The sequence below is a fragment of the Micromonospora sp. ATLC20 genome (assembly GCF_057196585.1).
The window spans coordinates 1-26,734 of sequence record NZ_JBXUOV010000026.1 but is presented as its reverse complement, the minus strand read 5'-3'; the positions used below and the strand labels follow the sequence as shown (position 1 = coordinate 26,734).

Below are 26,734 nucleotides of genomic sequence, written 5' to 3'. Positions count from 1 at the left end.
CGCCACTTGGATTGACTGCCACGGAACCGCTTCCGCAACCGGTTCCGAAACACCCCGCTCATCCCTGCGACCCGGGAGCGTCACGTGCCGATCACCATCGCCGACGTCGCCACCCGCGCCGGGGTGAGCAAGACGACGGTCTCCCGGGTGCTGAACGGCAAGGGCGAGGTGCACATGCGCACCGCCGACCGGGTCCGCGCCGTGATCAGCGACCTCGGGTACGTGCCGAGCGCCCGCGCGGTCGGGCTGGCCCGAGGCCGTACCCGGGTGGTCGGGATGCTGGTCCCGGCGCTGACCTGGCCCTGGATGGGCGAGGTGCTCCAGGGCGCGGCCGACGTGGTCGAGGCCGCCGGCTACGGCATGCTGCTGTTCACCTGCACCCACGGCGACGAGTCGATGCGCCGGTTCGCCTCCCAGGTCTCGGCCAAGTCGTTCGACGGCCTGCTCGTTGTCGAACCCGAGGGGACGCTCGACTACATCACCGAGCTGCACCGGCGCGGCCTGCCGGTGATCCTCATCGACGACCGGGGCCACCAGCCCGGCTTCCCGTCGGTGCGGACCACGAACGAGGCGGGCGCGCGGGCCGCCGCCACGCACCTGCTGGCACTCGGCCGGCGCCGGCCGCTCGTCGTCACCGGCCTGCGCCGCTTCGGCTGCACCCGGGAACGGCTCGCCGGGTTCGCCGGCGCCTACGCCGACGCGGGCGTGCCGGTCGAGCCGGACCGGGTGGTGGAGGGCGACTTCACCTTCGAGTGCGGGCGCGCGGCGGTGCGGCGGCTGCTCGCCGACGGCGTACCGTTCGACGCCGTCTTCGCACACAACGACCTGTCGGCGGCCGGGGCGTTGCAGGCGCTGCGCGACGCCGGGCGGCGCGTCCCGCAGGACGTGGCGGTGGTCGGCTTCGACGACCTTCCGCTGGCCGGGCACACCCACCCTCCGCTGAGCTCCGTGCGCCAACCGCTGCGGGAGATGGGTACGGCCGCGGCCCGCCTGCTCATCGGCCACCTCGCCGGCACGCCGCTGCCGGACACCCCGACCGTCATCCCCACCGGCTTCACCGCCCGCGACTCGACGGCCACAAGCGACCCGACCGCACCGGACTCGACAGACGCGCGGGAGCCGACGGGCACCCGCGACACCTGACCCCACCCCCCGCCGTACCGGCGACCACGCCGGCGGGCCCGCCCGCCGGTGGCACCACCGCACACCCTCCATCCACCACATCCCGCCCGACGAATGCGGGACCACCGAGGGAGACCTCCATGAGAAGACGGCAACTCCTCGCCCTCGCGCTGGCCGGCGCGATGGTCACCGGCGCCGCCGCCTGCGGCGACAGCCCGAACGCCAACAAGAAGAGCGGCCAGGCCGCGACAGTGCTGAACGTCGGCATGCCCAACGGCCCGCAGGCGGAGAACAACAACCCGTTCCTCACCACCTCGGCCGCCGCGTCGCTCGGCTACCGCTGGCAGATCTACGAGCCGCTGATGATGTGGAACCCGGTCAAGCCGGCCGAGCCGTTCAAGCCGTGGCTGGCCACCAAGGCCGAGTGGTCGTCGGACTACAAGACGGTCAAGGTGACCATCCGGGAGAACGCCACCTGGTCCGACGGGCAGAAGGTCACCGCCGAGGACGTCGCGTTCACCTACAACCTGGTGAAGAAGTTCCCGGCCCTCAACGACCAGGGCGTGCCGTACACCGACGCCGTGGCCAGCGGCAACGAGGTCACCATCTCGATGGCCAGCCCGCAGTTCGTCAACCAGCAGAAGGTGCTGTGGCGGGTGCCGATCGTGCCGAAGCACCTGTGGGAGAAGATCGCCGACCCGGCCACCGACCCGGTGAAGCAGCCGGTCGGCAGCGGCCCGTACACGCTGAAGTCGTTCACCCCGGCGAGCATGACGCTCGCGGTACGCGACAGCGGCTACTGGCAGGACGCGCCGAAGGTCAAGGAGCTGCGGTACACGTCGTACACCGACAACAGCGCGCAGACCACCGCGCTCGCCAACGGCGAGTCGGAGTGGAGCTTCGTCTTCATCCCGAACTACCAGACCGTGTTCGTGGCGAAGGACCAGAAGAACCACAAGATGTGGGCGCCGCCGGTGCTGGGCATCCACGGCCTCTACCTGAACACCACGAAGAAGCCGTTCGACGACCCGACGCTGCGCAAGGCGATGAACATGGTGATCGACCGGGCGGACATCTTCACCACCGCCGAGGCCGGCTACTTCCACCCCGAGGTCAAGAGCGTGACCGGCCTGCCCAGCCCGGCCGGTGACTCGTTCATCGCACCCGAGTACAAGGGCCAGGAGCACAAGGTCGACGTCGAGGGCGCCAAGGCGCTGCTCACCGGCGCCGGCTACAAGCTCGACGGCACCACGCTGAAGGACCGCAGCGGCAAGCCGGTCACGATCCGGCTCACCGACCCGGCCGGCTGGTCCGACTACCAGACCAGCCTGGAGATCGTGAAGGGCAACCTGGCGAAGATCGGCATCGCGGCCACCGTCGACAAGGCCAACCAGGACGCCTGGTTCCGCAACGTCGAGCAGGGCAACTTCGAGGCCACGTTCCGGTGGACCGAGAGCGGCGCCACGCCGTACGACATCTACCGGACCATCATGGACGGCCGCGTGCTCAAGCCGGTCGGCACCGCCTCCCCGGCGGGTAACTTCGGCCGGTTCCAGAGCAAGGAGGCCACCGACGCGCTGGTGTCGTACGCCAACGCCACCGACGACGCCGCCCGTACCACCGCGCTGGCCACCCTGCAGAAGATCTTCGTCGAGCAGATGCCGATGATCCCGGTCGGCGCGGACAACATCGGCGGCGCGTACAGCACGAAGAACTGGACCGGCTGGCCGGACGACTCGAACCCGTACGGCGCTCTCCAGCCCACCCAGCCCAACGCGGTGGACGTGGTGCTGCACCTCAAGCCGGCCAACGGCTGACCCGGTGCCGCCGGCCCGGCCACGATCGCCCGGCCGGGCCGGCGGCGCCCGCCCCTCGCTTCGGCAACCCCAGACAGGAATGCGGCATGACGTTGACCGAGAGCGCACCGGCGCCGGCCGACGAGGTGGTGCTGGAGGCCGTCGGCCTGACCAAGCACTTCCCCGTCCGCCGGCGGCTGCGTGACCTCCTCTCCCGCACCCCGGCGGTGGTGCACGCCGTCGACGACGTATCGATCGCGCTGCGCCGTGGCCGGGTGACAGCGCTCGTCGGCGAGTCCGGCTCGGGGAAGTCCACTGTGGCCCGGCTGCTGGCCCAGCTCTACCCGCGCACCGCCGGCGACATCCGGCTGCACGGCGAATCGACCCGGGTACGCGGCGGGCGCCGGTTCCGGGCGTACGTGCGCCGGGTGCAGCTGATCCTGCAGGACCCGTTCGCCTCGCTGAACCCGGTGCACACGGTCCGCTATCACCTGACCCGGTCGCTGCGCATCCACGGCAACGCCGGGACCGGGCCGGACGGGCTGGAGAAGGCGCTCGCCGACCTGCTGACCCGGGTCGCGCTCACCCCGCCGGAGCGTTACCTGGACGCGTTCCCGCACGAGCTGTCCGGCGGGCAGCGCCAGCGCGTCGCGATCGCGCGGGCGCTCGGCGCCGACCCCGAGGTGCTGCTCGCCGACGAGCCGGTGTCCATGCTCGACGTGTCGATCCGCCTCGGCGTGCTCAACCTGCTCCAGGACCTCAAGGACCGGCTCGACCTGGCGATCCTCTACATCACCCACGACATCGCCTCGGCCCGCTACTTCGCCGACGAGACGATCGTCATGTACGCCGGGCGGATGGTCGAGGGCGGCGACAGCGAGACGGTCACCCAGCGCCCGGCCCACCCGTACACCCGGTTGCTGATCGAATCGGCGCCGGACCCGGAGCGGATCACCGGCGCGGGCGGCGACGGCGCGGCGGCGGGTGAGCGGGGGCACGGCGAGCCGCCCAGCCTGATCCGCCCGCCGGCCGGGTGCCGGTTCCACCCGCGCTGCCCGGCGGCCATGCCGCGCTGCGCCACCGACCTGCCGCCGCCGATCCCGGTCGACGACGCGCCGGGCCACTGGGCGGCCTGCTGGCTGTACGACGTCGAGACCGTGGCGGCGGCGAGGACCGGAACCGACGTGGCCGCAGCCGGAACGGAGGCGGCCCGATGAGGTTCCTCCTGCAACGCGTGGCCTTCTACCTGTTCACCGCCTGGGCGGCGATCACGCTCAACTTCTTCATCCCGCGGATGGTGCCCGGCGACCCGGTGCAGTCGCTGATCTCCCGCAACCAGGGCCGGATCAGCGCCGACGCGATCGCGTCGCTGCGGGTGCTGTTCGGGCTGGACTCCGACCGTTCGCTGTGGGAGCAGTACGTCGCCTACTGGGGGCAGCTCCTGCGCGGCGACCTGGGCCTGTCGTTCACGTTCTTCCCCGCCCCGGTGTCGGAGGTGATCGGGAGCAGCCTGCCGTGGACGGTCGGCCTGGTCGGCGTCACCACGATCGTCAGCTTCCTGCTCGGCACCGCGCTCGGCGTCGGCGCCGGCTGGCGGCGCGGCTCGTGGATCGACGGGCTGCTGCCGGCCACCACGTTCCTGTCCTCGATCCCGTACTTCTGGCTGGGCCTGGTCGCGATCGCGCTGTTCGCCGGACCGGGCAGCTTCTTCCCCTCCTCCGGCGGCTACGAGCCGGGCCTGGTGCCGGCGTTCGACGCGTACTTCGTGCCGAGCGCGATCCAGCACAGCATCCTGCCCGCGGCGACCATCCTGGTGTCGTCGATGAGCGGCTGGATCCTCAGCATGCGCAACATGATGGTGACCGTCGCCAGCGAGGACTACATCACCGTGGCGCACGCCAAGGGGCTGTCCGAGCGCCGGGTGGCGCTCAGCTACGCCGCCCGCAACGCGCTGCTTCCCAACGTGTCCGGGTTCGCGCTGTCGCTCGGTTTCATCGTCGGCGGCACGCTGCTCGTGGAGATCGTCTTCTCGTACCCGGGTCTGGGGTTCCAGCTCTTCCAGGCGGTGGGATCGAAGGACTACCCGCTGATGCAGGGCATCTTCCTGATCATCACGATCTCCGTGCTGGTGGCGAACCTGCTCGCCGATGTGGCGTACCTGCTCCTCGACCCGCGGACCCGAAGGAGCTGAGCGATGACACTCTCCCCGTCCAGCATCGAGCAGGTCATCCCCGGCCAGGGGGCGATGGCGCAGCCGTCGGCCCGGGCCCGCCGCCGCCGGTTCCGCTTCGTCGCAAACGCCAAGGCCGCGACCGGCCTCGCCGTCCTCGGGGTGTACGTGCTCCTGGCGGTGATCGGGCCGTGGATCGCGCCGTACGACCCGGACGCCCGCAGCGCCGACGTGCTCCAGGCGCCCTCGGCCCGGCACTGGTTCGGCACCACCCACCTCGGGCAGGACATCTTCAGCCAGATCCTGGTCGGCGCGCGCAGCGTGATGGTGGTCGGCCTGATCGCCGGCGTGCTCGCCACGATCCTGTCCGTCCTCATCGGCGTGACCGCCGGCTACCTGGGCGGCGCAGCCGACGAGGGCCTGTCGGCGGTGTCGAACGTGTTCCTGGTGATCCCGGCGCTGCCGCTGATCATCATCGTCACGTCCCTGGTCGACCAGGCCAGCGACATGCTCGTGGCGCTCATCATCGGCCTCACGTCGTGGGCGTGGGGCGCCCGGGTGCTGCGCGCCCAGACGCTGTCGTTGCGCCGCCGCGACTACGTCGAGGCGGCACGGGCCACCGGCGAGCGGACCTGGCGGATCATCGGCTTCGAGATCCTGCCCAACCTGACCGCGATCATCGCCTCCGGCTTCGTCGGCACCGTCATCTTCGCGGTGATGTCGGAGATCACCCTGGCGTTCATCGGCGTCTCGTCGGTGTCGCCGTGGAACTGGGGCACGATCCTGTTCTGGGCGCAGGGACAGCAGGCGCTGGCGCAGGGCGCCTGGTGGTGGTTCGTCCCGGCCGGGCTGGCCATCGCGCTGCTCGGCACCGCGCTGGCGCTGATCAACTTCGGCATCGACGAGTTCGTCAGCCCTCGGCTGCGCACCGGCGGCCGGACCCGGATCCGTACCGCCGACGGGCGCACCGTCGCGATGCGCGTCGGATTCACCCCGGTCCTCGCGCCGAACCCGGCGCCGGTCCCGATGCAGCGGCCGGCGGACCCCATCCGAGAGGACGCGACCTCATGAGCGACCAGGTGCTGGAGATCCGCGGGCTGTGCGTCGACTACGGCGTCGGCGCGGACGCGGTCCGGGCGGTCCGCGACGTCGACCTGACGCTGCACCGCGGCGAGGTGCTCGGCCTGGCCGGGGAGAGCGGCAGCGGCAAGTCCACGCTCGCCTACGGGCTGACCCGGCTGCTGCCCCCGCCCGGCGTGGTCAGCGGCGGCCAGGTCATCTACCACCCGGCCGACGGCCCGCCGGTCGACGTGCTCACGCTCAGCCCGGCGAAGCTGCGCGCGTTCCGCTGGGCGGAGACGTCGATCGTGTTCCAGGGCGCGATGAACTCGCTGAACCCGGTGCACAAGGTCTCCACCCAACTGCTCGACGTGATCCGGGCACACGAGCCGAAGAGCACGGCGGCGAGCCGGTCGGCCCGGGCCAAGGATCTGCTGCGCCTGGTCGGCATCTCCGCCGACCGGCTGGACAGCTACCCGCACCAGCTCTCCGGCGGCATGCGGCAACGGGTCATGATCGCGATGGCGCTGGCGCTGCAACCGCAGGTGGTCATCATGGACGAGCCGACCACCGCGCTGGACGTGGTGATGCAGCGGCAGATCCTCGGCCAGCTCGCCGAGCTGCGCGAACGCCTCGGCTTCGCGGTGCTGTTCATCACCCACGACCTGTCGCTGCTTGTCGAGTTCTCCGACCGGATCGCGATCATGTACGGCGGCCGGATCGTCGAGGAGGCCCCCGCCGCCCGGCTGTACCGGGAACCGCTGCACCCGTACACCGAGGGGTTGCTGCACTCGTTCCCGGCGCTGCACGGACCGCGCCGCGAGCTGACCGGCATCCCCGGCTCCCCACCGGACCTGCGCGCCATGCCGTCCGGCTGCGCGTTCCATCCCCGCTGCCCGAAGGCGTTCGACGGGTGCGACGAGCAGGTGCCGGTGCTCGGCGCCCCGCGCGTCGACGACCCGGCGCGGGCCGTCGCGTGCCGGCTGCACCCGGCCGTCGCGCCCCTGTCCCGCTGACCCGCCCGAACACCACCACCCGCTACCCGCGAGGAGAACCATGGACACCGATCTCACCCGCCCGTCGCCGGTCGCCGGCGCGGACCCGATCGACACGCTGCCGCCGACCTTCCGGTGGGGGGTGGCGACGTCGTCGTACCAGATCGAGGGCGCGGTGGCCTCCGACGGCCGCACCCCGTCCATCTGGGACACGTTCTGCCGGGTGCCGGGCGCGGTGGCGAACGGCGACAACGGCGACGTGGCGTGCGACCACTACCACCGGATGCCGCAGGACGTCGCGCTCATCGCCGACCTGGGACTGGACACGTACCGGTTCTCGGTGGCCTGGCCGCGGGTGCAGCCGGGCGGGCGCGGCCCGGCGAACGTGGCCGGGCTGGCCTTCTACGACCGGCTGGTGGACGAGCTGCTCGGCCGGGGCGTCGAGCCGTGGGTGACGCTCTACCACTGGGACCTGCCGCAGGAACTGGAGGACGCGGGCGGCTGGCCGAACCGGGACACCGCGTACCGGTTCGCCGACTACGCGGAGCTGGTCTTCGCCGCGCTCGGCGACCGGGTCCGCACCTGGACCACGCTCAACGAGCCGTGGTGCTCGGCGATGCTCGGGTACGCCTACGGCGACCACGCTCCGGGCCGGCGGAACCTTGGTGACGGCATCGCCGCGGCCCACCACCTGCTGCTCGGGCACGGGCTGGCGACGCGGCGGCTGCGCGAGGCGGCCCGCTCCCCGATCGAGCTGGGCCTGACGCTGAACCTGTCCACCGCCGACCCGGCGACCGACAGCGCTGCGGACCGGGACGCGGCGCGGGCCGCCGACGGGCTGGCCAACCGGCTGTACCTCGACCCGGTGCTGCGCGGGGAGTACCCGCAGGACGTGATCGCGGACCTGGCCGCCGAGGGGGTACGCATCCCCGTCGAGGACGGCGACCTGGACGTCATCGCCACCCCCATCGACGTGCTCGGGGTCAACTACTACTTCGGGCAGCTGCACTCCGGCGTGGACGAGCAGGGCCGGGACCGCGACGACGACGGCAATCCGGTACGCCGGGTGGTCCGCCGTGACCTGCCACGTACCGCGATGGACTGGGAGATCGTGCCGGAGTCCTTCACCGACCTGCTGGTCCGCCTGCACCGCGACTACCCGGGCACGCCCATGGTGATCACCGAGAACGGCGCCGCGTTCGACGACGAGCCGGACGCCGACGGGTTCGTCAACGACGACGACCGGGTCGGCTTCCTCACCGAGCACCTGCGGGCGGTGGCCCGGGCCCGGGCGGCCGGCGCCGACGTACGCGGCTACTTCGCCTGGTCGCTGCTGGACAACTTCGAGTGGGCGTACGGCTACGACAAGCGGTTCGGCATCGTCCGGGTCGACTACGACACGCAGCGCCGCACTCCCAAGCGCAGCGCGCTGTGGTACCGGGACACCGTGCGGCGGGTCCGCGGGGAACGCTGACGCTCCAGCGTGGGGGCCGGGCCGGTCAGTGGCGCCGGCCTTGCCCCCACGCCGGACTCGGGCGGGCGGCCGGGTCGCGGGCCACGCCGCCGTCGCGCAGCAGCCGGGTCATCGGCAGGGTGGCCGCGCCCATCGCGACCGCGTCCGGTCCGAGCCGGCACAGCTCGATCGAGGTCTGCGCGTACGGCTGCCGCAGCGCGTGCCGCGCGGTCGCCTCACGGATCGCGGGCAGGTGCCGTTCGCCCAGGGCCAGCCCGGCCCAGCCGCCGAGCACCACCCGCTCCGGGTTGAACAGGTTGACCAGGTTCGCCACCCCGGCACCGAGGTAGCCGACCGTCTCGTCGATCACCTTCGCGGCGGTGCTGCCGGTGGAGCGCAGCAGCTCACCGAAGGCGGTCTCCTCGTCCGCGCCGGGTGCCGGGCGGCCCCGGTTGGCCTGGCGGAACCGGTCCAGCACCGCCTCCGCCCCGACGTACGCCTCCAGGCAGCCGAGGTTGCCGCAGCGGCAGCGGCGGCCCCCGTACACGATGGTGGTGTGGCCCCACTCCCCGGCGCTGCTGTGCGCGCCGCGGTAGCCGACGCCGTCGGCGACCACGCTCGCGCCGACGCCGGAGCCGACCAGGGCGACCACCGCGTGCCGGACGCCGCGGCCGGCGCCGAACCACATCTCGGCCTGGCCGAGCGTCTTCGCGCCGTTGTCCACGTGCACCGGTACGTCGGTGCCGGCGCGCAGCATCGCGCCGAGCGGCACGCCGTCCCAGCCGAGCGTCTGGGCGTGCACGACGGCGTCGGCGGTGCGCTCGACGGTGCCGGCGACGGCGACGCCGAAGCCGAGCACCGCGGCCGGGTCGACGCCCGCCTGCTCGGTGACGGCGGCGAGGCCGTGCCGCAGGTGCGCGGCGACCCGCTCGGGGTCGGGGTCGGCGGCGGCGATCGGGTACTCGGCCTTGGCCAACGCGGTCATGCTCAGGTCGAACAGCTCCACCTGGACGCGGGTCTCGCCGACGTCGGCGCCGACCAGGTAGCCGTAGCCGGGCGCGACGCGCAGCAGCACGCGGGGACGGCCGCCGTCGGACTCGACCGAGCCGGCCTCCTCGACCAGACCCTCGTTGATCATCTCGCCGACCAGGTTGCTGACGCTGGCCAGGCTCAGCGCGGTGGACTGGCCCAGTTCGTGCCGGCTGAGCGGGCCGTCCAGCCAGATCCGGGTCAGCAGGACCGACCTGTTGGCCCGGCGCATGTCGCGCACCGTGGTGCGTCTGGCGTCCACGTCCGCCGCCGTCCTTCCCGGCCGCCCGCCGGCGGCTTTCGTTCCTGCTTCATGCCCTGAACGGGGTGGTGACAGGGTACGCCGCATTTACACTTAACAAAGTTAACTGATAGCCTCCGGCGCATCGATGAGGAGGTATGTCATGCGACTCGGACGTGGGATGACCGCTCTGCTCGGTGGCGTCGCGCTGCTCGCCGCCACCGCCGCTGCCCTGCCCGCCACCGCCGCCACACCGACCGGCGCCGTCGGCGCGCTCGTCGCGTGTGACGCGCCGGCCTGGGCCGAGGGCGTCACCTGGACCGCGGGCAGCCGCGCGACCTACGGCGGCCGGCTCTACCAGGCGCTCGTCACGCACACCCCGCCGGCCGGCGCGGGCTGGACCCCTGCTGCCGTACCGGCGCTCTGGACCGACCTCGGCGCCTGCACCGGCGGCACGCCGTCGCCGAGCCCCACCACCCGGCCGCCGTCGCCCACCCCTTCCGCCTCCACCTCCCCTTCCCCGACGCGGACGCCCACGCCCACGCCCACTGTGTCGTCCAGCCCGACCACGCCGGGCGGGGACACCTGCGCGCTGCGGTCCCGGCCGGCCGGCAAGGTGCTCCAGGGCTACTGGGAGAACTGGGACGGCGCCGCGAACGGCGTACACCCCGGCCTCGGCTGGATCCCGGTCACCGACTCCCGGATCACCGGGCACGGCTACAACGTGGTGACCGCCGCGTTCCCGGTCATCCGCGCCGACGGCACAGTGCTCTGGGAGGACGGCATGGACGCCGGCGTCAAGGTGCCCACCCCCGCGCAGGTGTGCCAGGCCAAGGCCGCCGGGCTCACCGTGCTGCTGTCCATCGGCGGCGCCACCGCCGGCATCGACCTCAGCTCCAGCGCCGTCGCCGACCGGTTCGTCGCCACCGTCGTACCGATCCTCAAGCGGCACAACTTCGACGGCATCGACATCGACATCGAGACCGGCCTGACCGGCAGCGGGAACATCAACCAGCTCTCCCCCTCGCAGGCCAACCTGATCCGGATCATCGACGGGGTGCTGGCCCAGATGCCGGCCGGCTTCGGGCTCACCATGGCGCCGGAGACCGCGTACGTCACCGGAGGCAGCGTCACCTACGGCTCGATCTGGGGCGCGTACCTGCCGATCGTCAAGAAGTACGCCGACAACGGGCGGCTGTGGTGGCTGAACATGCAGTACTACAACGGCTCGATGTACGGCTGCGCCGGTGACTCGTACCCCGCCGGCACGGTGGCCGGTTTCGTCGCGCAGACCAACTGCCTCGACACCGGCCTGGTCGTGCAGGGCACCACCATCCGCGTACCGCTGGACCGTCAGGTCCCCGGGCTGCCCGCGCAGGTCGGCGCCGGCGGCGGCTACATGAGCCCGGCACTGGTGGCCCAGGCGTGGAACACCTACCAGGGCCGCCTGAAGGGCCTGATGACCTGGTCGGTCAACTGGGACGGCTCGAAGGGCTGGACGTTCGCCGACAACGTCCGCTCGTTGCAGGGCCGCTGAGACGCGGCGCGGGGCCCCGCCGGCCGGCGGGGGCCCGCGGCGGGTCAGCCGATCTTCTTCGGGGTGATCTTCTTCGGTGTGGTCGGGGAGTCCAGCCAGGCGTTGATCAGCGCGGTGAAGTCCCGGCCGGTCTGCTTGTTGACGAAGGCGATGAACGAGGCCCGGTCCTGCGGCGTGTTGCGCTGCTCCTGGACCCAGGCGCGGGCCAGCGCGAAGAACGCCTTGTCGCCGACCGTCCGGTGGATCTCGCGCAGCATCGCCGCCGGACACAGGTAGACGTTCCCCTCGGCGAACCGCTTCGGGTCGGGCCGGCCGGGCGGGCCCAGCTTCTTGCGCAGGACGGCGTCACCCTCGCGCAGGTACCGGTCCAGGCTGGCCTCGCTGAGCTTCAGCGTCTCCTTGGTGTACAGGTCCTGGATGTACGTCGCCCAGCCCTCGTTCAGCCACAGGTCCGTCCAGGTGGTGGGCGTGACCGAGTTGCCGAACCACTGGTGGGCGTACTCGTGCAGCAGGTCGCTGCCCCAGCGGTCCCGGCGGGCCGCGGTGTTCTCGATCTTCCGGCCCATTGTGATCATCTGCTGGGTCTCCATGCCCGACGCCGAGTCCACCACCACGACGCCGCCGGAGGGGAACGGGTACGGGCCGAACTTCTTCTCCAGCCAGGCCAGGTACTGCGGGGACTTCTTCAGGTACGGCAGCAGCTTGTCGTCCGCGCCCTTGCGGTACCAGTAGGTCAGCGGCACGCCGCGCGGCCCCGCCGCGGTCAGCTTCTGATACTTCCCCACCGCGAGCGTGGTCAGGTAGGTCGCTACCGGGTCGGTGCTCCGGTAGCTGAACGTGGTGCCGGACTGACCGGCGGGCGTGCCGCCGGCGATCGCGGACCAGCCTGCCGGCACTGTCACCCGGATGTCGTAGAGGGCCTCGTCCGACGGCTGGTCGTTCGCCGGGTACCAGGTGAACGCCCCGAACGGCTCCTGCATGGTCCAGAGGCCGCCCTCCTTGGTGACGGTGAGACCCAGGGCCTCGGTGTCCTTGCGGTGCGACGGCATCGGGGTCGTCTTCGGCCGGCCGTGGTAGGTGACCACCAGGGTCACCGGCTCGTCCGCCACCACCGGGGCGGACACGGTCAGCTTCTCCTTCGCCACCGCGCCCGGAACCGTCGCGCCGTCCAGCGTGACGCTGTCGATCTGGTAGGGCATGAAGTCGAGAACCACGTTCGGCGCGTCCTTCACCGGCCGGATCCGCAGCGTGGCGGTGCCGGTGAGGGTGGTGGTCGACGGCGCCCACTCCAGCGCGAGGTCGTAGTGCAGGACGTCCAGCGCGTCGGTGCCCCGGGCCGGATAGACCGGGTCGGCCACCGGCGTCGACCGCCCCGCCTGCCAGGCGGCGTAGTCGACGGCGGGCGCGGTCGGGCTCGGCGGAGTGGAGGCGGAGGGGGTCGCGGCCGGGGTGGCGGGAGCGGTGGTGCACCCAGCGACGAGCAGCGGTCCGAGGACCATGATCAGGGTTACGGGGCGGCGCATCAGCGCACCCTACGGCAGTTTTCGATCTTCGTGGGGGCGTCTCGGCTGGCACCGGTTGCGAGACCCTGCGAGGCTGGCGCTCGTGTATGACTACGACCTGCTGGTGCTGGGCTCCGGACCGAGTGGACAGAAGGCGGCGATCGCCGCAGCGAAGCTGGGCCGCCGCGTCGCGATCGTGGACCGCCGCGACATGCTCGGCGGGGTGTGCATAAACACCGGCACCGTGCCCTCCAAGACGCTGCGCGAGGCGGTCCTCTACCTGACCGGGCTCAGCCAGCGCGACCTCTACGGCAGCAGCTACCGGGTCAAGGAGGACATCACCGTCGCCGACCTGGCCGCCCGCACCCAGCACGTGATCACCCGGCAGACCGACGTCATCCGCAACCAGCTGGCCCGCAACAAGGTCTCGCTGATCACCGGCACCGGCCGGTTCGCCGACGCCCACTCCGTCTGGGTCGACGCCGGCTCCGGCCGGGAGACCCGGGTCAGCTTCGACAAGGCCGTCATCGCCGCCGGCACCCGCCCGGCCCGCCCGGACAGCGTCGACTTCGACGACCGCACGATCGTCGACTCCGACGGCGTCATCAACCTCCAGGCCGTCCCGCGCAGCATGGTCGTCGTCGGCGCCGGGGTGATCGGCATGGAGTACGCGTCCCTGTTCGCCGCGCTCGGCACCAAGGTGACAGTGGTCGAGCGCCGCCCGCGGATGCTCGACTTCTGCGACGAGGAGATCGTCGAATCCCTGAAGTACCACCTGCGGGACCTGTCGGTGACCTTCCGCTTCGGCGAGGAGGTGGCCGCCGTGGAGAAGCACCGCAGCGCCGCACTCTGCGTCCTGCGCAGCGGCAAGAAGATCGCCGCCGACACGGTGATGTACTCCGCCGGCCGGCAGGGGCAGACCGACGACCTCGCGCTGGAGGCGGCCGGGCTCACCGCCGACCACCGGGGCCGGATCACCGTCGACGCCGACTACCGCACCGCCGTCGAGAACATCTACGCCGTCGGTGACGTGATCGGCTTCCCCGCGCTGGCGTCCACCTCGATGGAACAGGGCCGCCTGGCCGCCCAGCACGCGTGCGGCGAACCGGCGCGCGGCATGTCGGACCTGCAACCGATCGGCATCTACACCATTCCGGAGATCAGCTTCGTCGGGAAGAACGAGGAGGAGCTGACGGATGCGTCCGTCCCGTTCGAGGTGGGCATCGCCCGCTACCGGGAGCTGGCCCGGGGCCAGATCGTCGGCGACTCGTACGGGATGCTGAAGCTGCTGGTCTCACCCGAGGACGGGCGGCTGCTCGGGGTACACGTGTTCGGCACCGGCGCCACCGAGATCGTCCACATCGGGCAGGCCGTGATGGGCTGCGGCGGCACCGTCGACTACCTGCTGGACGCCGTCTTCAACTACCCGACGCTTGCCGAGGCGTACAAGGTGGCCGCCCTGGACGCCGCCAACAAGATCCGCAACATCACCCGCATCGACACCTGACGAACCCTGCCCTCTCCCCCGCCCCGCCCCGCCCTCGTTGATCTTGCACTTTGGGCCCAGTTCACGCCCGTTATGCCGGCTATGCCCGGGCAGCAAGTGCAAGATCGACGGGGAGAGAGGGCGGGAGGGTCGGTCAGCGGCCTGTGGCGTAGCCCTGGGCGCCTCGGGGATTCGCCGCGGCGGAGAGGACCCCGGTGCGCGGGTCGCGTGTCACCGCGCACATGCGGCCCAGGCTCCACGGGTCGGACAGGCGTACGGTGTGGCCCCTGGCGCGCAGGCCGGACAGCACGTCGGCGTCGATGCGGTCCTCCAGCACCAGCACGCCGGGCTCGACCTCGCGCGGATAGAACGACGCCGGGAAACTCGTGGTGTGCCACGTCGGGGCGTCGATGGCCTCCTGCAACTCCTGCCCGCCGGCCAGGTGCCGCAGCAGGAACAGCAGCTGCCACTGGTCCTGCTGGTCACCGCCGGGCGTACCGCAGGCCATCACCGGCTCACCGTCGCGCAGCACGAGAGTCGGGCTGAGCGTGGTACGCGGACGACCCCCCGGCCGCAGCGTGGAGGCGAGCCCCTCCTCCAGCCAGCACATCTGCAACCGGCTGCCGAGCGGGAAGCCCAGCTCCGGAATGGTGGGTGAGCTCTGCAGCCAACCGCCGCTGGGCGTGGCGGAGATGATGTTGCCCCACCGGTCCACCACGTCGACGTGGCAGGTGTCGCCGCGGGTCACGCCGTCCGCCCGTACCGTGGGTTCGCCGGTGCTCGGATCCTGCGGGACGGCCCCGCGACCCGCGTCGGCACGCAGGTGGGACGGAAGCCGAGGCGGCTCGCCCGCCGGGCTGCCGGGGCGCAGCGTCGTGTCGGCACGGTCGCCGACCAGCGCGGCCCGCGCACTGGCGTACTCGGCCGACAGCAGCGCGGAGGCCGGAACGTCAGTGTCGCCGTACCACGCCTCCCGGTCGGCGAACGCGAGCTTCAGCGCCTCGGCCTGCGCGTGGATGCCCTCCAGGCTCGACGGGTCGTGGACACGCGGGTCGTCGAGCGCGTCCAGGATGGAGAGCGTCTGGAGCAGCACCGGGCCCTGGCCCCAGAAGCCGGTCTTGGCGATCGTGTGCCCGTGCCAGTCCAGCGTGACCGGTTCCTCCCAGGTGGCCGACCATCCGGCCAGGTCGTCGCCGGTGACCAGCCCGGCGTGCGCACGCCCGCTGGAGTCGCGGAACGGCAGCCGGCTGAACGCGTCGATCGCCTCGGCGACGAAACCCTCCCGCCAGGCGCGCCGGGCCGCCTCGATCTGCGCCTGGCGGTCCGGACCGGCGGCCCGTCCCGCGTCGACGAGGCGGCGCAGCGTGTCCGCGTACGCCGGGTTGGTGACCATCTCCCCCGGCGCTGGTGGGCGGCCGTCGCGGAGCCAGAGGCGCGCGGAGGTCGGCCAGTGGTCGGTGAACAGCGACCGGACCCGCGCGACGGTCTGCCCGGCGGCGCCGACCAGCGGGTGGCCGGCGGCGGCGTAGCCGATCGCCGGTTCCAGCACCTCGGCGAGCGTGCGGGTGCCGTGGTCGCGCAGTAGCAACAGCCAGGCGTCGACGGCGCCCGGCACGACCGCGGCGAGCGGGCCGGCGCCCGGCACGAGGTCCAGGCCGAGCGAGCGGAAGTGCGCCACGGTCGCGGCCGCCGGCGCGGGGCCCTGGCCGCAGAGCACCCGCGGGGTGGGGTCGGTCGCGGTGGCGAGGATCGCGGGCACCTCACCGGCCGGGCCGTTGAGGTGCGGCTCCACGACGTGCAGCACGAACCCGGCGGCGACAGCGGCGTCGAAGGCGTTGCCGCCGCGTTCCAGCACACCCATCGCGGACTGGCTGGCCAGCCAATGCGTGGACGAGACCATGCCGAACGTGCCGCGCAGCGTCGGCCGGGTGGTGAACGTCATCGGCGGTGAGCCTACGCCGTGCCGGCGGCGTCCGCGCGCGTCGTCGCGTCCTCCTCCCCCGGGCCGCCGTCGCGCTCGCCGTCGAGCGGGAACAGGCACGCCGCGTCGTGGCCCGGGCCGACCTCGGCGAGCGCCGGGTCGGTCTCGGCGCACGCGGGGCGGGCCTGGGGGCATCGGGTACGGAAGCGGCAACCGCTCGGCGGGTCCACCGGGCTGGGGATGTCGCCGGTCAGCACGATCCGGCGGCGCTCCCGCTCGACCCGGGGGTCGGCGACCGGCACCGCGGACAGCAGCGCCGCCGTGTAGGGGTGCGCCGGGTGCCGGTAGATCCGCTCGGGTGGGCCGGTCTCGACGATGCGGCCCAGGTACATCACCGCGATCCGGTCGCTCATGTGCTCGACGGCGGCCAGGTCGTGCGCGATGAACAGGTAGGTCAGCCCGAGGTCGCGTTGCAGGTGCCGGAGCAGGTTCATGATCTGCGCCTGCACGCTCAGGTCCAGCGAGGCGATCGGCTCGTCCAGGACGATCAGGTCCGGCTCCCCGGCCAGTGCCCGGGCCACACCGACGCGCTGGCGCTGGCCGCCGGACAGCTCGTGCGGATACCGGCCGGCGGTGTCGGCGCGCAGGCCGACCAGGTCCAGCAGCTCCGCGACCCGGGCCCGGCGGGCGGCGGCGGAGCTGGCGAGCCGGTGCACGATCAGCGGCTCGGCGATGCTGTCACCGACCGTCCGGCGTGGATCCAGCGACGCCTGCGGATCCTGGAAGACCATCGCCACGTGGCGGCGGGTCGCGCGCAGGCGGCGGCGCGACCAGCGGGTCACGTCCTCGCCCGCCACCCGGACCCGCCCGCCGGTCGGATCGACGAGCCGCAGCAGCGCCAGGCCGGCGGTGGACTTGCCGCTGCCCGACTCGCCGACGAGCCCCAGCGTCTCGCCCCGGCGTACGGCGAGGCTGACGCCGTCGACCGCGCGGACCGTGCCGGCCGGCGTCGGGAAGTGCACCTTCAGGTCGTCCAGTTCGGCGACCAGGTCCGGGGTGTCGGCGCTCATCCGGCCTCTCCACGGTAGAAGGTGCGGACCGTGTGCCCGTCGCCGACCGGCGTCAGCGGGGGCAGCTCGTGCTCGCAGCGGGGATCGGCGCGGACCGGGCAGCGCGGCCAGAACGCGCAGCCGGGCGGCAGGTCCAGCGGGCTCGGCGGCGAGCCGGGAATGGCGACCAGGTCCTCGCCGCGCCGCGACGGGTCCGGCCGGGCCGCCAGCAACGCCCGGGTGTACGGATGGGTGGGCGTGTCGAACACCGCGTCGACGGGGCCCTGCTCGACGATCCGGCCCCCGTACATGACCGCCACGGTGTCGGCGATGCCCGCCACCACGCCCAGGTCGTGGGTGACCCAGACGACTGCGGTGCCCAGCCGCGCCTGCAGGTCGGCGACCAGCTCGATGATCTGCGCCTGCGTGGTGACGTCGAGCGCGGTGGTCGGCTCGTCGGCGATCAGCAGGTCCGGCTCGCAGGCGAGCGCCATCGCGATGGCGACGCGCTGGCGCATGCCACCGGAGAACTGGTGCGGGTACGCGTCGACCCGCTGGGCGGCCGACGGGATGCCGACCAGTTCCAGCAGTTCCACCGCCCGGTCGCGGGCGGCGCGGCGGGTCAGCCCGAGGTGTTCCTCGGCCGCCTCGGTGACCTGCCGGCCCACCGGCAGCACCGGGTTGAGCGAGGTCATCGGATCCTGGAAGACGAACCCGACGTGCCGGCCGCGGACCTTGCGGCGGCGGTCGTCGGGCAGCGCGGTCAGCTCCGTGTCGAGCAGCCGCACCCGCCCGGTGACCGTGGCGGCGCGCGGGGCGAGGCCGGTGGCGGCGAGCAGGGTCATGCTCTTGCCGCTTCCGGACTCGCCGACCAGTGCGAACGTCTCCCCCTGCCGCACCTGCCAGGACACCCCGGCGACGGCACGGACCGGGCCGCGTCGGGTGCCGACGGTGACGGTGAGGTCGTCCACCGACAGCACTGTCGAGTCGGTCGTGGGGTGCCGGCGCTGGCTCGGCATGCGGTCGGTGCGGTCGGTGCGCTCGGTCATGGGGTGCTCCTGCGGGCCTCGCCCAGGGTGAGCTGGCGCGGGTCGAGCACGTCGCGCAGCGCGTCGCCGACCAGGTTGAACGCCAGCACGGTGAGGAAGATCGCCGCGCCCGGGAACACGCCCAGCCACCACGCGTCGGTGACGAAGCCGCGCCCGTCGAACAGCATCCGGCCCCAGGCCGGCGCGGGCGGCTGGATGCCGAGGCCGAGGAAGGACAGCGCGGCCTCGGAGAGGATCGCGAACGCCAGCGACAGCGACGTCTGCACGATCAGCGGCGCGGCGATGTTCGGCAGCACGTGCCGGCGCATGATGCGCAGGTCGGACGCGCCGATGGAGACGGCGGCCCGGACGAACACCTGCTCGCGTACGGAGAGCACGCCGGCGCGGGTGATCCGGGCGAAGATGGGCGTGTAGACCACGCCGATGGCGACCATGGCGGTGAGCAGGCCGGGGCCGAGCACCGCCACGATGGCGACCGCCAGCAGCAGCACCGGGAACGCGAACAGCACGTCCATGCAGCGCATGAGCACGCTGTCCAGCCAGCCCCGGTAGTAGCCGGCGAACAGCCCGAGCGTCACCCCGGCGACCAGCGCGATGCCGACGCTGACGGCGCCGACCTGCAGTGACACGCGGGCCGCGACGAGCACCCGGCTGAGCACGTCACGGCCCAGCTCGTCGGTGCCGAACGGGTGCGCGCCGCTGGGCGGTCGCAGCATCTGGTCCACGTCGACGTCGTTCACTCCGGCCGGGGCGAGCCACGGGCCGGCCACGCCGACCACGACGAGCAGCACGAGCACGATCGTGCCGCCCACGGCGAGCGGGTCGCGGCGCAGCGCGTCCAGGACGCGGCGTCCGGTGCTCTCGGTCGTGGCGCTCACTTGACCGTGATCCTCGGGTCGAGGCGGGCGTAGAGGATGTCCACCAGCAGGTTGACAAGCAGGAACAGCGCCGCGACGAGCAGCACCGCGCCCTGCAGGACGGGATAGTCGCGGGCCTGCACGGCGTCGAAGGTGAGCCGGCCGATACCGGGCCAGGCGAACAGCACCTCGATCACGATGACGCCGCCGAGCAGGCTGGCGAGCTGCACCGCGACCACGGTGACCACCGGGATGAGCGCGTTGCGCAACACGTGCCGCATGATCACCACCCGGTTGCGCAGCCCCTTCGCCTCGGCGGTCCGCACGTAGTCGGCGGAGAGCACCTCCAGCACCGAGGAGCGGATGAACCGGGTGAGGATCGACGCGGTGACCAGGCCGACGGTGACCGCCGGCAGCGCCACGTGGGTGGCCCACCGGCCGGGGTCGTCGGTCAGCGCCACGTAACCGGACGGGGGCAGCCAGCCGAGCACCCCGGCGAACAGCAGGATGCCCATGATGCCCATCCAGAAGTCCGGCACGGAGACGCCGAACTGGCTGAACACGCGGGCGGCGTGGTCGACGGCGGAGCCGCTGCGTACCGCCGCGACGATGCCCAGCGGAAACGCGACGAGCAGCGCGAACACCACGGCGGTGACGGCGAGCGACAGCGTGGCGGGCAGCCGTTCCAGCACGATCTGGCTCACCGGCTGGCCGGTGCGGAAGCTGACCCCCAGGTCACCGGTGAGCGCGTGCCCGAGGTAGCTGGCGTACTGCACCGGCAGCGGCTGGTCGAGGCCGGCGCGTTCCCGCAGCGCCTCGTACGTCTGCGGGTCGAACCGGGTGCCGAGCGCCACCCGGACCGGGTCACCCGGCACCAGTTGCAGCAGCAGGAACACCACGAGCGTGACGCCGACCAGCACGACCGCCGACTGGAGGACCCGCCGCAGGACGAAGCGGGCCATCACTTCGCCAGGGCGACCGACCGGAACCGGATCGCCCGATCGGTGCGCACGTCGTAGCCGGAGACCTTCTTCGACCAGCCCTGCACCACGTCCGGGTTGTAGAGGTAGAGGTAGCTGGCGTCGTCGACGATCTGCTTCGCCGCCTGCTCGTACGCCTGCTTGCGGGCGCCCTGGTCGGTCTGGGTACGGGCGTCGTCGAGCAGCTTGTCCACCGCCGGGTTCTTGTACTTGTGGAAGTTGAACGTGCCGCCGCTGTGGTGCTGGGCATAGTAGAACTCGTCCGGGTCGATGTTGCCGAGCCAGCCGAGCATGAACCCGTCGAAGTTGCCCTTGGCCTGCTCGTCGAGCCACTGGGCGAAGTCCAGCGTACGGATCTTGACGGTGATGCCGACGTCCTTGAGCTGCGCGGCGATGACCTGCGCGGCGGTGACCGTCTCCGGGTACTCGCTGGTGACCATCAGGTCCATGGTCAGGTTGCTCACGCCTGCCTGGCCGAGCATCTGCTTCGCCTTGCCCGGGTCGTGGCTGTAGGGCGCGTAGTCGTAGTAGAACGCACTGGCCTTCGGGATGGCGGTCTGGTTGACGGTGGCCAGCCCGAACTTGGCCGCCTTGGTGATCGCCTCGCGGTCCAGCGCGTACCCGACGGCGCGCCGCACCTCGGGGTTGTCGAACGGCTTGCGGGCCTCGTTGAGCGCCACGTACCAGTAGTCGGTGGAGGCCGCCGACTTCACCACCGGGTCGTCGCCGTCCTGCAACGACTTCACCTGCTGCGGCGGCAGGTTGTCGGTCCACTGGACCTGGCCGCTGCGCAGGTTCTGCAGCGCCACCGTCGGATCCTTGACGAAGGTGAACGTGACGCCGTCCAGCTTCGGCTTGTCCCCCCAGTACGCGTCGTTGCGAACCAGCTTGACGCTGTCGCCGGAGGTGTAGCCGGCCACCTTGAACGGGCCGCTGCCGACCGGTGCGGTCTTCACCGCGCCGGACTCCACGTTTGACTTCTCCACGATCGCCACGCCCTTGAACCCGCCGAGGTTGGCGAGCAGGTTCGGCGTGGGCGCGCTGAGCGTCACCACCACTGTGGCCGGATCGGGCCCGGTGACCGACTTGACGGTGGCGAACTTGTACGCGTTGTTCAGCTTCTCCTTGATGATCCGCTCATACGAGTAGACGACGTCCTCGGAGGTCAGCGGCGACCCGTCGGAGAACTTCACGCCCTCGCGCAGCGTGAAGGTCCAGGTGAGCTGGTCGTCGCTGGTGGTCCACTTCGTCGCCAGCGACGGCACCATCTTCAGGTCGGCGTCCGGCTCGACGAGCGTGTCGTAGACGTTCTCCAACACCTGGAAGCTGTAGTACGCCGAGGTCTTGTGCGGGTCGAGCTGGTCGGGTTCGCCGCCGATCGCGGCGTTGAGGACACCACCGGCGCCGCCGGCGTTCCCCCCGCCGCCGACGTCGACCGCCTCGCCTCCGGTGCATCCGGACAGGACGCCGACGGTCAGTGTGAGTGCGGCGCCGAGCACGCCGAGCTTCTTCCTGGACACAGGCCCCCCTAGCCACTTCCCGGACAAAAGAAAGTTTCGGCGAGTCTTATCTCCGAGCCGGATGATGTCAAACGAATCCAGCCAAATTGACTGGTCGACGGGTGTTGCCGGTACGGAGTGAACGGTGGTTCAATCCGGGCCCCGATCTGATCCGCCACCTGCGCTGGGAGTTGCCGCCGTGACCACACACGAGGTCGTCAACCAGGTCCCGCCGATGGTCGGCCACGACACCGCCGACGACCCGGCGCTGTGCGACGGCGTGGCCCGCGAGGGCGCCGGCTGGGCGCTGCCCGGGCTGCACGAGCTGGGCCGGCTCGCCGGTGGCGAGGAGGCCGCCGAACACGGGCGGCTCGCCAACGAGCACCCGCCGGTGCTGCGCACCCACGACCGGTACGGCCACCGCGTCGACGAGGTGGAGTTCCACCCGTCCTGGCACGAACTGATGCGTACCGCCGTCGGTCACGGCCTGCACGCCGCGCCGTGGGCCGACGACCGGCCGGGCGCGCACGTGGCCCGCGCGGCCGGCTTCTACCTGTGGCGGCCCGACGCCGGGCACGGCTGCCCGATCTCGATGACCTACGCGGCCGTGCCCGCGCTGCGGCACAGCCCGGACCTGGCCGCCCGCTACGAGCCGCTGCTCACCACCCGTGAGTACGACTTCGGGCTGCGCCCGCCGCAGACCAAGCGCGGCCTGCTCGCCGGCATGTCGATGACCGAGAAGCAGGGCGGCTCGGACGTGCGCGCCAACACCACCACGGCCCGGCCGGAGCCGGACGGCAGCTACCGGCTCGTCGGGCACAAGTGGTTCACCTCGGCGCCCATGTGCGACCTGTTCCTCACCCTCGCCCAGGCGCCCGGCGGCCTCACCTGCTTCCTGGTCCCCCGGGTGCTGCCCGACGGCACCCGTAACCCGATGCGGCTGATGCGGCTCAAGGACAAGCTCGGCAACCGCTCCAACGCCTCCGCCGAGGTCGAGTACGAGCACGCGGTGGCGTGGCGCGTCGGCGACGAGGGCCGGGGCGTGCGCACCATCATCGACATGGTCAACCTGACCCGGCTGGACTGCGTGATCGGCGCGGCGGCCGGGATGCGCCACGGCGTGACCACCGCCGTGCACCACGCCACCCACCGGCGGGCGTTCGGCGACTACCTGGCCGACCAGCCGCTGATGCGCAACGTGCTGGCCGACCTGGCCGTCGAGTCCGAGGCCGCCACCGTCCTGATGGTCCGGCTGGCCGGCGCGACCGACCGGTCCGCGCGCGGCGACGACGGCGAGACCGCGTTCAAGCGTCTCGCCTTGGCAGTCGGCAAGTACTGGGTGTGCAAGCGCTGGCCGGGGCACGCCGCCGAGGCGCTGGAGTGCCTGGGCGGCAACGGCTACGTGGAGGAGTCCGGCATGCCCCGACTGTTCCGTGAGTCGCCGCTGAACTCGATCTGGGAGGGCTCCGGCAACGTCGCCGCCCTCGACGTGCTGCGCGCGCTCACCCGGGAACCGCAGGTGCTCGCCGCGTACGAGGCGGAGGTGGCCGCCGCGGCCGGCGCGGACGCCCGGCTGGACGCGGCGGTGCGACGGGTCCGCGACGAGCTGGCCGACCACACCGACCTGGAGCTGCGCGCCCGGCGGGTGGTGGAGCGGCTGGCGCTGGTGCTGCAGGGCGCGCTGCTGGTGCGCCACGGCCACCCGGCGGTCGCCGACGCGTTCTGCGCGTCCCGGCTCGACGGCGACCACGGGCAGGCGTACGGGACGCTGCCGGGCGGGCTGGATCTGGCAGCGATCAACGACCGCGCCACCCCGAAGGTCGGCTGACGGCGTGGTGATGCGGCTCGCCTCGGTACACCTGTATCCGGTCAAGTCCCTCGGCGGCGTGGACGTCGACCGGGCCGACGTCGAGCCGTGGGGGCTGCGTCACGACCGCCGCTGGCTGGTGCTGCGCCCGGACGGCGGCAAACTGGGCTCGACCGCCCTGCCGGCGCTGCTCGGCCTGACCGCCGCGCCCGGCCCCGGGTCGATCACGCTCACCGCCCGCGACGGGTCGTCGCTGACGGTCGCCGAACCGGTCGACGGCCCGCCGGTCCCGACCGACGTGTCCCGGCTGGACACGGTCCGGCTCGCCGCCGACGAGGCCCACGACTGGCTCTCCGCCCGGCTGGGCCGTCCCGTACGGCTGGCCTGGCTGGACGATCCGCGCCGCCGGCCGATGTCTGCCGAACACGGCGGTGGACCCGGTGATCCGCTGAACCTCTCCGACGCCGGACCGCTGCTGGTCGCCACGGCGCCGTCGCTGCGGCGGCTGCGGGACTGGATCGTCGAGGGCGCGCTGGAACGCGGCGAGCCCGCGCCGGAGCCGCTGGCGATGGCCCGGTTCCGGCCGACTGTGGTGCTGGACGGACCGCTCGAACCGTTCGCCGAGGACGGCTGGACGCGGGTGCGCATCGGCGCCGTCGACTTCCGGGTGTCCGAACGCTGCGACCGCTGCTCGGTGACGCTCATCGACCCGGAGACCCTGGCGCGCGGGAAGGAACCGATCCGCACGCTGGCCCGGCACCGGCGCTACGACGGCAAGACCTGGTTCGGCGTCCGGCTGGTCCCGCTGACCACCGGCGAGATCCGGGTCGGAGACGAGTGCGAGGCGACATGACCGGCCGCCCTCCGGCACCGTGCCGCTCGCCGGGGCGGGTGGACTGAGCGCGGTCAGCCCGACCTGACCGGCCGGGACCGCCACTCGTCGGCCAGGATCGCGTAGACGAGTTGGTCCGCCCAGCCGCCCCGGAACCGGTAGCTGCGCACGTGCCGCGCCTCCCGCCGCATCCCGAGCCGGGCCATCAGGCGCGCCGACGGCTCGTTGTCCGCGTGGCAGCGGGCCACCACCCGGTGCAGCCCGAACTCGCCGAAACCCCAGTCCAGCAGCGCGCCGGCCGCCTCCGTGGCCAGCCCCCGGCCGCCGTGGTCGGGGTGGAAGACGTACCCCAGCTCGGCGGTGCGGTCCGCCGCGCTGCGCCACACCAGCTCGACCTCGCCGATCACCCGCGCGTCGCGCACCACGGCGAGCGTCAGGCAGTCGCCCTCCGCGCGCAGCGCGTCCTCGCCGGCCATCGCGGTCACCGACGCCAGGGACTCCGCCCGGGTACGCGGCGCGGCGCCGGCCATCCAGCGGACCACGTCCGGGCGGCGTTGCCAGGCGTGCACGTCGTCGAGGTCGTCGAGCGTGACCGGGCGCAGCAGCAGCCGGGGCGTGCGCAGCGGGTACGCCGGGTGGGTCATCCGGCGATGGTAGGAGGAACCTAGGGTGGGCCGCATGGTCGTTTCCGCCGACGAGGGCAACCCGCTCACCCAGCTCACGCTCGACCAGCTCCGGCAGCGCACGAGCGTGAAGTGGCGGCTCTACCCGCCGGACGTGCTGCCGCTGTGGGTGGCCGAGCAGGACGTGCCGCTGGCGCCGCCGGTGGCCGAGGCGCTGCGCCGGGCGGTCGAGCTGGGCGACACCGGCTACGCGTACGGCACCGGGTACGCCGAGGCGGTCGGCGGGTTCGCCGCGCAGCGGTGGGGCTGGGCCGACTTCCCGGTCGGCCGGACCTCGCTCGTACCGGACGTGATGATGGGTACGGTCGAGGTGCTGCGCCTGGTCACCGGCCCGGGTGACGCGGTGGTGGTCACTCCCCCGGTCTACCCGCCGTTCTACGCGTTCGTCGCCAACGCCGGCCGGCAGGTCCTCGAGGCGCCGCTCGGCGCGGACCTGCGGCTCGACCCGGCCGCGCTGGAGGAGGCGTTCCGGCGGGCCCGCGCGATCGGCGACCGCCCGGCGTTCCTGCTCTGCAACCCGCACAACCCGACCGGTGTGGTGCACCGGCCCGACGAGCTGGCCACCGTCGCCGAGCTGGCCGCGCGGCACGGCGTACGGGTGGTGGCCGACGAGATCCACTCGCCGCTGGCGCTGCCCGGCGCGCGGTTCACCCCGTACCTGACGGTGCCGGGTGCGGAGAACGCGTTCGCGCTGGTGTCCGCGTCGAAGGCGTGGAACCTGGCCGGGCTCAAGGCGGCGCTGGCGGTCGCCGGGCCGGACGCGGCGGACGACCTGGCCCGGATGCCGGAGGAGGTCAGTCACGGCCCCAGCCACCTCGGGGTGCTCGCGCACACGGCCGCGTTCCGAGCCGGCGGGCCGTGGCTGGACCGGCTGCTCGACGGCCTCGACGCGAACCGGGCGCTGCTCGGGTCACTGCTGAGCGACCACCTGCCGACCGTGTCGTGGCAGCCGCCCGAGGGCACGTACCTGGCCTGGCTGGACTGCCGGCGCCTCGGCGTACCCACCGAGGCGGGCGACGGACCGGGCGTGGCGAGCGACGTGGCGGGTCCGGCGCGGATGTTCCTCGACCGGGCCCGGGTGGCGCTCAGCTCCGGGCACGTCTTCGGCAGCGGCGGCGCCGGGTTCGTGCGGCTCAACTTCGCCACCTCCCCCGCCGTGCTCACCGAGGCGGTCGCCCGGATGGGCCGGGCGGCGGCGACCGCCTGACGTGCGGCTCAACGGGCGGCCACGCGTACCCCCTGGTTGTCGCCCTCGGACAGGAACGACGCCACGGCGCCGCCCTCGGCGGTGACCGCCGTGCGCTCGGCGCGGGTGAACGCGCGCAGCGGCGTGACCACCACGACGCCCGCGTCGACCGTCCAGGTGGCGGCGACCCGGCCGTCGACGAGCACGAACCGGGCCCCGGCCACGGAGAGGTGGCGGTGGGCGTCGTCGATGATCCGGCTGCGGTCGTGGTAGCCGAGCACGGCGTTGTCGAAGGCGGGCAGGAACCGTACCGGCGCGGGGGTGTCCGGGTCGGGCCGGGGCGCGTCCGGCAGATCCAGCAGCGTGCGGCCCCGCGCGTCCCGGAAGGCCACCAGCTCGTCGCGGACCGCGGCCACCGCGGCGGGCAGCCCGGCGAGGCCGCACCAGGCGCGCAGGTCCGCCGACGCGGCCGGCCCGAACG

General features: G+C 72.8%; 22 protein-coding genes. 12 read left to right on the top strand and 10 right to left on the bottom strand.

Annotated elements, in window-relative coordinates; all coding sequences use genetic code 11:
• Window positions 1-84 precede the first annotated feature (84 nt).
• From AC2CHG_RS08700 to AC2CHG_RS08670, 7 genes are all read left to right on the top strand, one after another.
• The gene (locus tag AC2CHG_RS08700; RefSeq protein WP_484524512.1) at window positions 85-1,143 is read left to right on the top strand and encodes a LacI family DNA-binding transcriptional regulator; all 1,059 of its coding nucleotides are present in this window, start codon (window positions 85-87) and stop codon (window positions 1,141-1,143) included.
• Window positions 1,144-1,262: 119 nt separating this feature from the next.
• Window positions 1,263-2,939 (top strand): ABC transporter substrate-binding protein, encoded by a 1,677-nt coding sequence (locus tag AC2CHG_RS08695; protein WP_484524511.1) that lies wholly within the window; start codon window positions 1,263-1,265, stop codon window positions 2,937-2,939.
• 86 nt (window positions 2,940-3,025) lie between these two features.
• Window positions 3,026-4,135, top strand: a complete 1,110-nt coding sequence (locus tag AC2CHG_RS08690; RefSeq protein WP_484524510.1) for an ABC transporter ATP-binding protein — start codon at window positions 3,026-3,028, stop codon at window positions 4,133-4,135.
• Window positions 4,132-5,109 carry an ABC transporter permease gene (locus AC2CHG_RS08685; RefSeq protein WP_262015225.1) on the top strand — a complete coding sequence of 326 codons (978 nt, stop codon included), beginning with the start codon at window positions 4,132-4,134 and terminating at the stop codon, window positions 5,107-5,109. The genes AC2CHG_RS08690 and AC2CHG_RS08685 overlap by 4 nt, the downstream gene beginning before the upstream one ends.
• A 3-nt stretch (window positions 5,110-5,112) precedes the next feature.
• Complete coding sequence (locus tag AC2CHG_RS08680; RefSeq protein WP_484524509.1) at window positions 5,113-6,159, top strand: ABC transporter permease; 1,047 nt, start codon at window positions 5,113-5,115, stop codon at window positions 6,157-6,159.
• Window positions 6,156-7,163 carry an ABC transporter ATP-binding protein gene (locus tag AC2CHG_RS08675; RefSeq protein WP_484524508.1) on the top strand — a complete coding sequence of 336 codons (1,008 nt, stop codon included), beginning with the start codon at window positions 6,156-6,158 and terminating at the stop codon, window positions 7,161-7,163. The genes AC2CHG_RS08680 and AC2CHG_RS08675 overlap by 4 nt, the downstream gene beginning before the upstream one ends.
• A 40-nt stretch (window positions 7,164-7,203) precedes the next feature.
• Window positions 7,204-8,616 (top strand): GH1 family beta-glucosidase, encoded by a 1,413-nt coding sequence (locus tag AC2CHG_RS08670; RefSeq protein WP_484524507.1) that lies wholly within the window; start codon window positions 7,204-7,206, stop codon window positions 8,614-8,616.
• A 25-nt stretch (window positions 8,617-8,641) separates the two neighbouring features.
• Here the strand turns inward: AC2CHG_RS08670 and AC2CHG_RS08665 are convergent, their stop codons facing one another.
• Window positions 8,642-9,886, bottom strand: a complete 1,245-nt coding sequence (locus AC2CHG_RS08665) for an ROK family transcriptional regulator (RefSeq protein WP_484524506.1) — start codon at window positions 9,884-9,886, stop codon at window positions 8,642-8,644.
• A gap of 142 nt (window positions 9,887-10,028) precedes the next feature.
• Between AC2CHG_RS08665 and AC2CHG_RS08660 the strand changes: the two genes are divergently transcribed.
• Window positions 10,029-11,402, top strand: coding sequence for a glycosyl hydrolase family 18 protein (locus AC2CHG_RS08660; RefSeq protein ID WP_355512214.1), 1,374 nt, complete (start codon window positions 10,029-10,031; stop codon window positions 11,400-11,402).
• A 44-nt stretch (window positions 11,403-11,446) separates the two neighbouring features.
• Here the strand turns inward: AC2CHG_RS08660 and AC2CHG_RS08655 are convergent, their stop codons facing one another.
• Window positions 11,447-12,925 carry a M1 family metallopeptidase gene (locus AC2CHG_RS08655; RefSeq protein ID WP_484524505.1) on the bottom strand — a complete coding sequence of 493 codons (1,479 nt, stop codon included), beginning with the start codon at window positions 12,923-12,925 and terminating at the stop codon, window positions 11,447-11,449.
• 82 nt (window positions 12,926-13,007) lie between these two features.
• Between AC2CHG_RS08655 and sthA the strand changes: the two genes are divergently transcribed.
• Window positions 13,008-14,411 (top strand): Si-specific NAD(P)(+) transhydrogenase, encoded by a 1,404-nt coding sequence (gene sthA / locus AC2CHG_RS08650; protein ID WP_484524504.1) that lies wholly within the window; start codon window positions 13,008-13,010, stop codon window positions 14,409-14,411.
• 133 nt (window positions 14,412-14,544) lie between these two features.
• Here sthA and AC2CHG_RS08645 read toward each other — a convergent pair whose 3' ends face one another.
• Genes AC2CHG_RS08645 through AC2CHG_RS08620 form a run of 6 tightly spaced genes read right to left on the bottom strand, consistent with a single transcriptional unit; the run spans window position 14,545 to window position 21,766 of the window.
• A complete protein-coding gene (locus tag AC2CHG_RS08645) occupies window positions 14,545-16,332 on the bottom strand; it encodes a gamma-glutamyltransferase family protein (RefSeq protein WP_402806062.1) in 1,788 nt (595 codons plus the stop codon).
• A gap of 11 nt (window positions 16,333-16,343) precedes the next feature.
• Complete coding sequence (locus AC2CHG_RS08640; RefSeq protein ID WP_484524503.1) at window positions 16,344-17,381, bottom strand: ABC transporter ATP-binding protein; 1,038 nt, start codon at window positions 17,379-17,381, stop codon at window positions 16,344-16,346.
• Complete coding sequence (locus AC2CHG_RS08635; protein WP_194802562.1) at window positions 17,378-18,379, bottom strand: ABC transporter ATP-binding protein; 1,002 nt, start codon at window positions 18,377-18,379, stop codon at window positions 17,378-17,380. The genes AC2CHG_RS08640 and AC2CHG_RS08635 overlap by 4 nt, the downstream gene beginning before the upstream one ends.
• 26 nt (window positions 18,380-18,405) lie before the next feature.
• On the bottom strand, window positions 18,406-19,287 hold the full coding sequence (locus tag AC2CHG_RS08630; RefSeq protein WP_013476858.1) for an ABC transporter permease: 882 nt from the start codon (window positions 19,285-19,287) through the stop codon (window positions 18,406-18,408).
• Entirely contained in the window at window positions 19,284-20,228 is a 945-nt protein-coding gene (locus AC2CHG_RS08625) for an ABC transporter permease (protein ID WP_377626204.1), read from the bottom strand. Before AC2CHG_RS08625 ends, AC2CHG_RS08630 begins: the two co-directional genes overlap by 4 nt.
• Entirely contained in the window at window positions 20,228-21,766 is a 1,539-nt protein-coding gene (locus AC2CHG_RS08620) for an ABC transporter substrate-binding protein (protein WP_484524502.1), read from the bottom strand. Before AC2CHG_RS08620 ends, AC2CHG_RS08625 begins: the two co-directional genes overlap by 1 nt.
• 178 nt (window positions 21,767-21,944) lie before the next feature.
• On the opposite strand from AC2CHG_RS08620, the gene AC2CHG_RS08615 reads away from it, so the two are divergent.
• Window positions 21,945-23,573, top strand: coding sequence for an isovaleryl-CoA dehydrogenase (locus tag AC2CHG_RS08615; protein ID WP_484524501.1), 1,629 nt, complete (start codon window positions 21,945-21,947; stop codon window positions 23,571-23,573).
• Window positions 23,574-23,583: 10 nt separating this feature from the next.
• Entirely contained in the window at window positions 23,584-24,405 is an 822-nt protein-coding gene (locus AC2CHG_RS08610) for an MOSC domain-containing protein (RefSeq protein ID WP_355509292.1), read from the top strand.
• A 53-nt stretch (window positions 24,406-24,458) separates the two neighbouring features.
• Here AC2CHG_RS08610 and AC2CHG_RS08605 read toward each other — a convergent pair whose 3' ends face one another.
• On the bottom strand, window positions 24,459-25,028 hold the full coding sequence (locus AC2CHG_RS08605) for a GNAT family N-acetyltransferase (RefSeq protein WP_484524500.1): 570 nt from the start codon (window positions 25,026-25,028) through the stop codon (window positions 24,459-24,461).
• A 34-nt stretch (window positions 25,029-25,062) separates the two neighbouring features.
• On the opposite strand from AC2CHG_RS08605, the gene AC2CHG_RS08600 reads away from it, so the two are divergent.
• Complete coding sequence (locus tag AC2CHG_RS08600; protein WP_463839668.1) at window positions 25,063-26,274, top strand: MalY/PatB family protein; 1,212 nt, start codon at window positions 25,063-25,065, stop codon at window positions 26,272-26,274.
• An 8-nt stretch (window positions 26,275-26,282) separates the two neighbouring features.
• On the opposite strand, the gene AC2CHG_RS08595 is transcribed toward AC2CHG_RS08600, so the two are convergent.
• Window positions 26,283-26,734 (bottom strand): DNA glycosylase AlkZ-like family protein (locus AC2CHG_RS08595; protein WP_484524499.1); only part of this gene is annotated, 452 nt, incomplete at its 5' end.

What these genes read in the sequence shown, in the direction of transcription:
- AC2CHG_RS08695 (WP_484524511.1), top strand. Translation starts at nt 1,263, where the DNA reads ATGAGAAGACGGCAACTCCTCGCCCTCGCGCTGGCCGGCGCGATGGTC.
- AC2CHG_RS08690 (WP_484524510.1), top strand. Translation starts at nt 3,026, where the DNA reads ATGACGTTGACCGAGAGCGCACCGGCGCCGGCCGACGAGGTGGTGCTG.
- AC2CHG_RS08685 (WP_262015225.1), top strand. Translation starts at nt 4,132, where the DNA reads ATGAGGTTCCTCCTGCAACGCGTGGCCTTCTACCTGTTCACCGCCTGG.
- AC2CHG_RS08680 (WP_484524509.1), top strand. Translation starts at nt 5,113, where the DNA reads ATGACACTCTCCCCGTCCAGCATCGAGCAGGTCATCCCCGGCCAGGGG.
- AC2CHG_RS08675 (WP_484524508.1), top strand. Translation starts at nt 6,156, where the DNA reads ATGAGCGACCAGGTGCTGGAGATCCGCGGGCTGTGCGTCGACTACGGC.
- AC2CHG_RS08670 (WP_484524507.1), top strand. Translation starts at nt 7,204, where the DNA reads ATGGACACCGATCTCACCCGCCCGTCGCCGGTCGCCGGCGCGGACCCG.
- AC2CHG_RS08660 (WP_355512214.1), top strand. Translation starts at nt 10,029, where the DNA reads ATGCGACTCGGACGTGGGATGACCGCTCTGCTCGGTGGCGTCGCGCTG.
- AC2CHG_RS08655 (WP_484524505.1), bottom strand. Translation starts at nt 12,925, where the DNA reads ATGCGCCGCCCCGTAACCCTGATCATGGTCCTCGGACCGCTGCTCGTC.
- AC2CHG_RS08645 (WP_402806062.1), bottom strand. Translation starts at nt 16,332, where the DNA reads ATGACGTTCACCACCCGGCCGACGCTGCGCGGCACGTTCGGCATGGTC.
- AC2CHG_RS08640 (WP_484524503.1), bottom strand. Translation starts at nt 17,381, where the DNA reads ATGAGCGCCGACACCCCGGACCTGGTCGCCGAACTGGACGACCTGAAG.
- AC2CHG_RS08635 (WP_194802562.1), bottom strand. Translation starts at nt 18,379, where the DNA reads ATGCCGAGCCAGCGCCGGCACCCCACGACCGACTCGACAGTGCTGTCG.
- AC2CHG_RS08625 (WP_377626204.1), bottom strand. Translation starts at nt 20,228, where the DNA reads ATGGCCCGCTTCGTCCTGCGGCGGGTCCTCCAGTCGGCGGTCGTGCTG.
- AC2CHG_RS08610 (WP_355509292.1), top strand. Translation starts at nt 23,584, where the DNA reads ATGCGGCTCGCCTCGGTACACCTGTATCCGGTCAAGTCCCTCGGCGGC.
- AC2CHG_RS08605 (WP_484524500.1), bottom strand. Translation starts at nt 25,028, where the DNA reads ATGACCCACCCGGCGTACCCGCTGCGCACGCCCCGGCTGCTGCTGCGC.
- AC2CHG_RS08600 (WP_463839668.1), top strand. Translation starts at nt 25,063, where the DNA reads ATGGTCGTTTCCGCCGACGAGGGCAACCCGCTCACCCAGCTCACGCTC.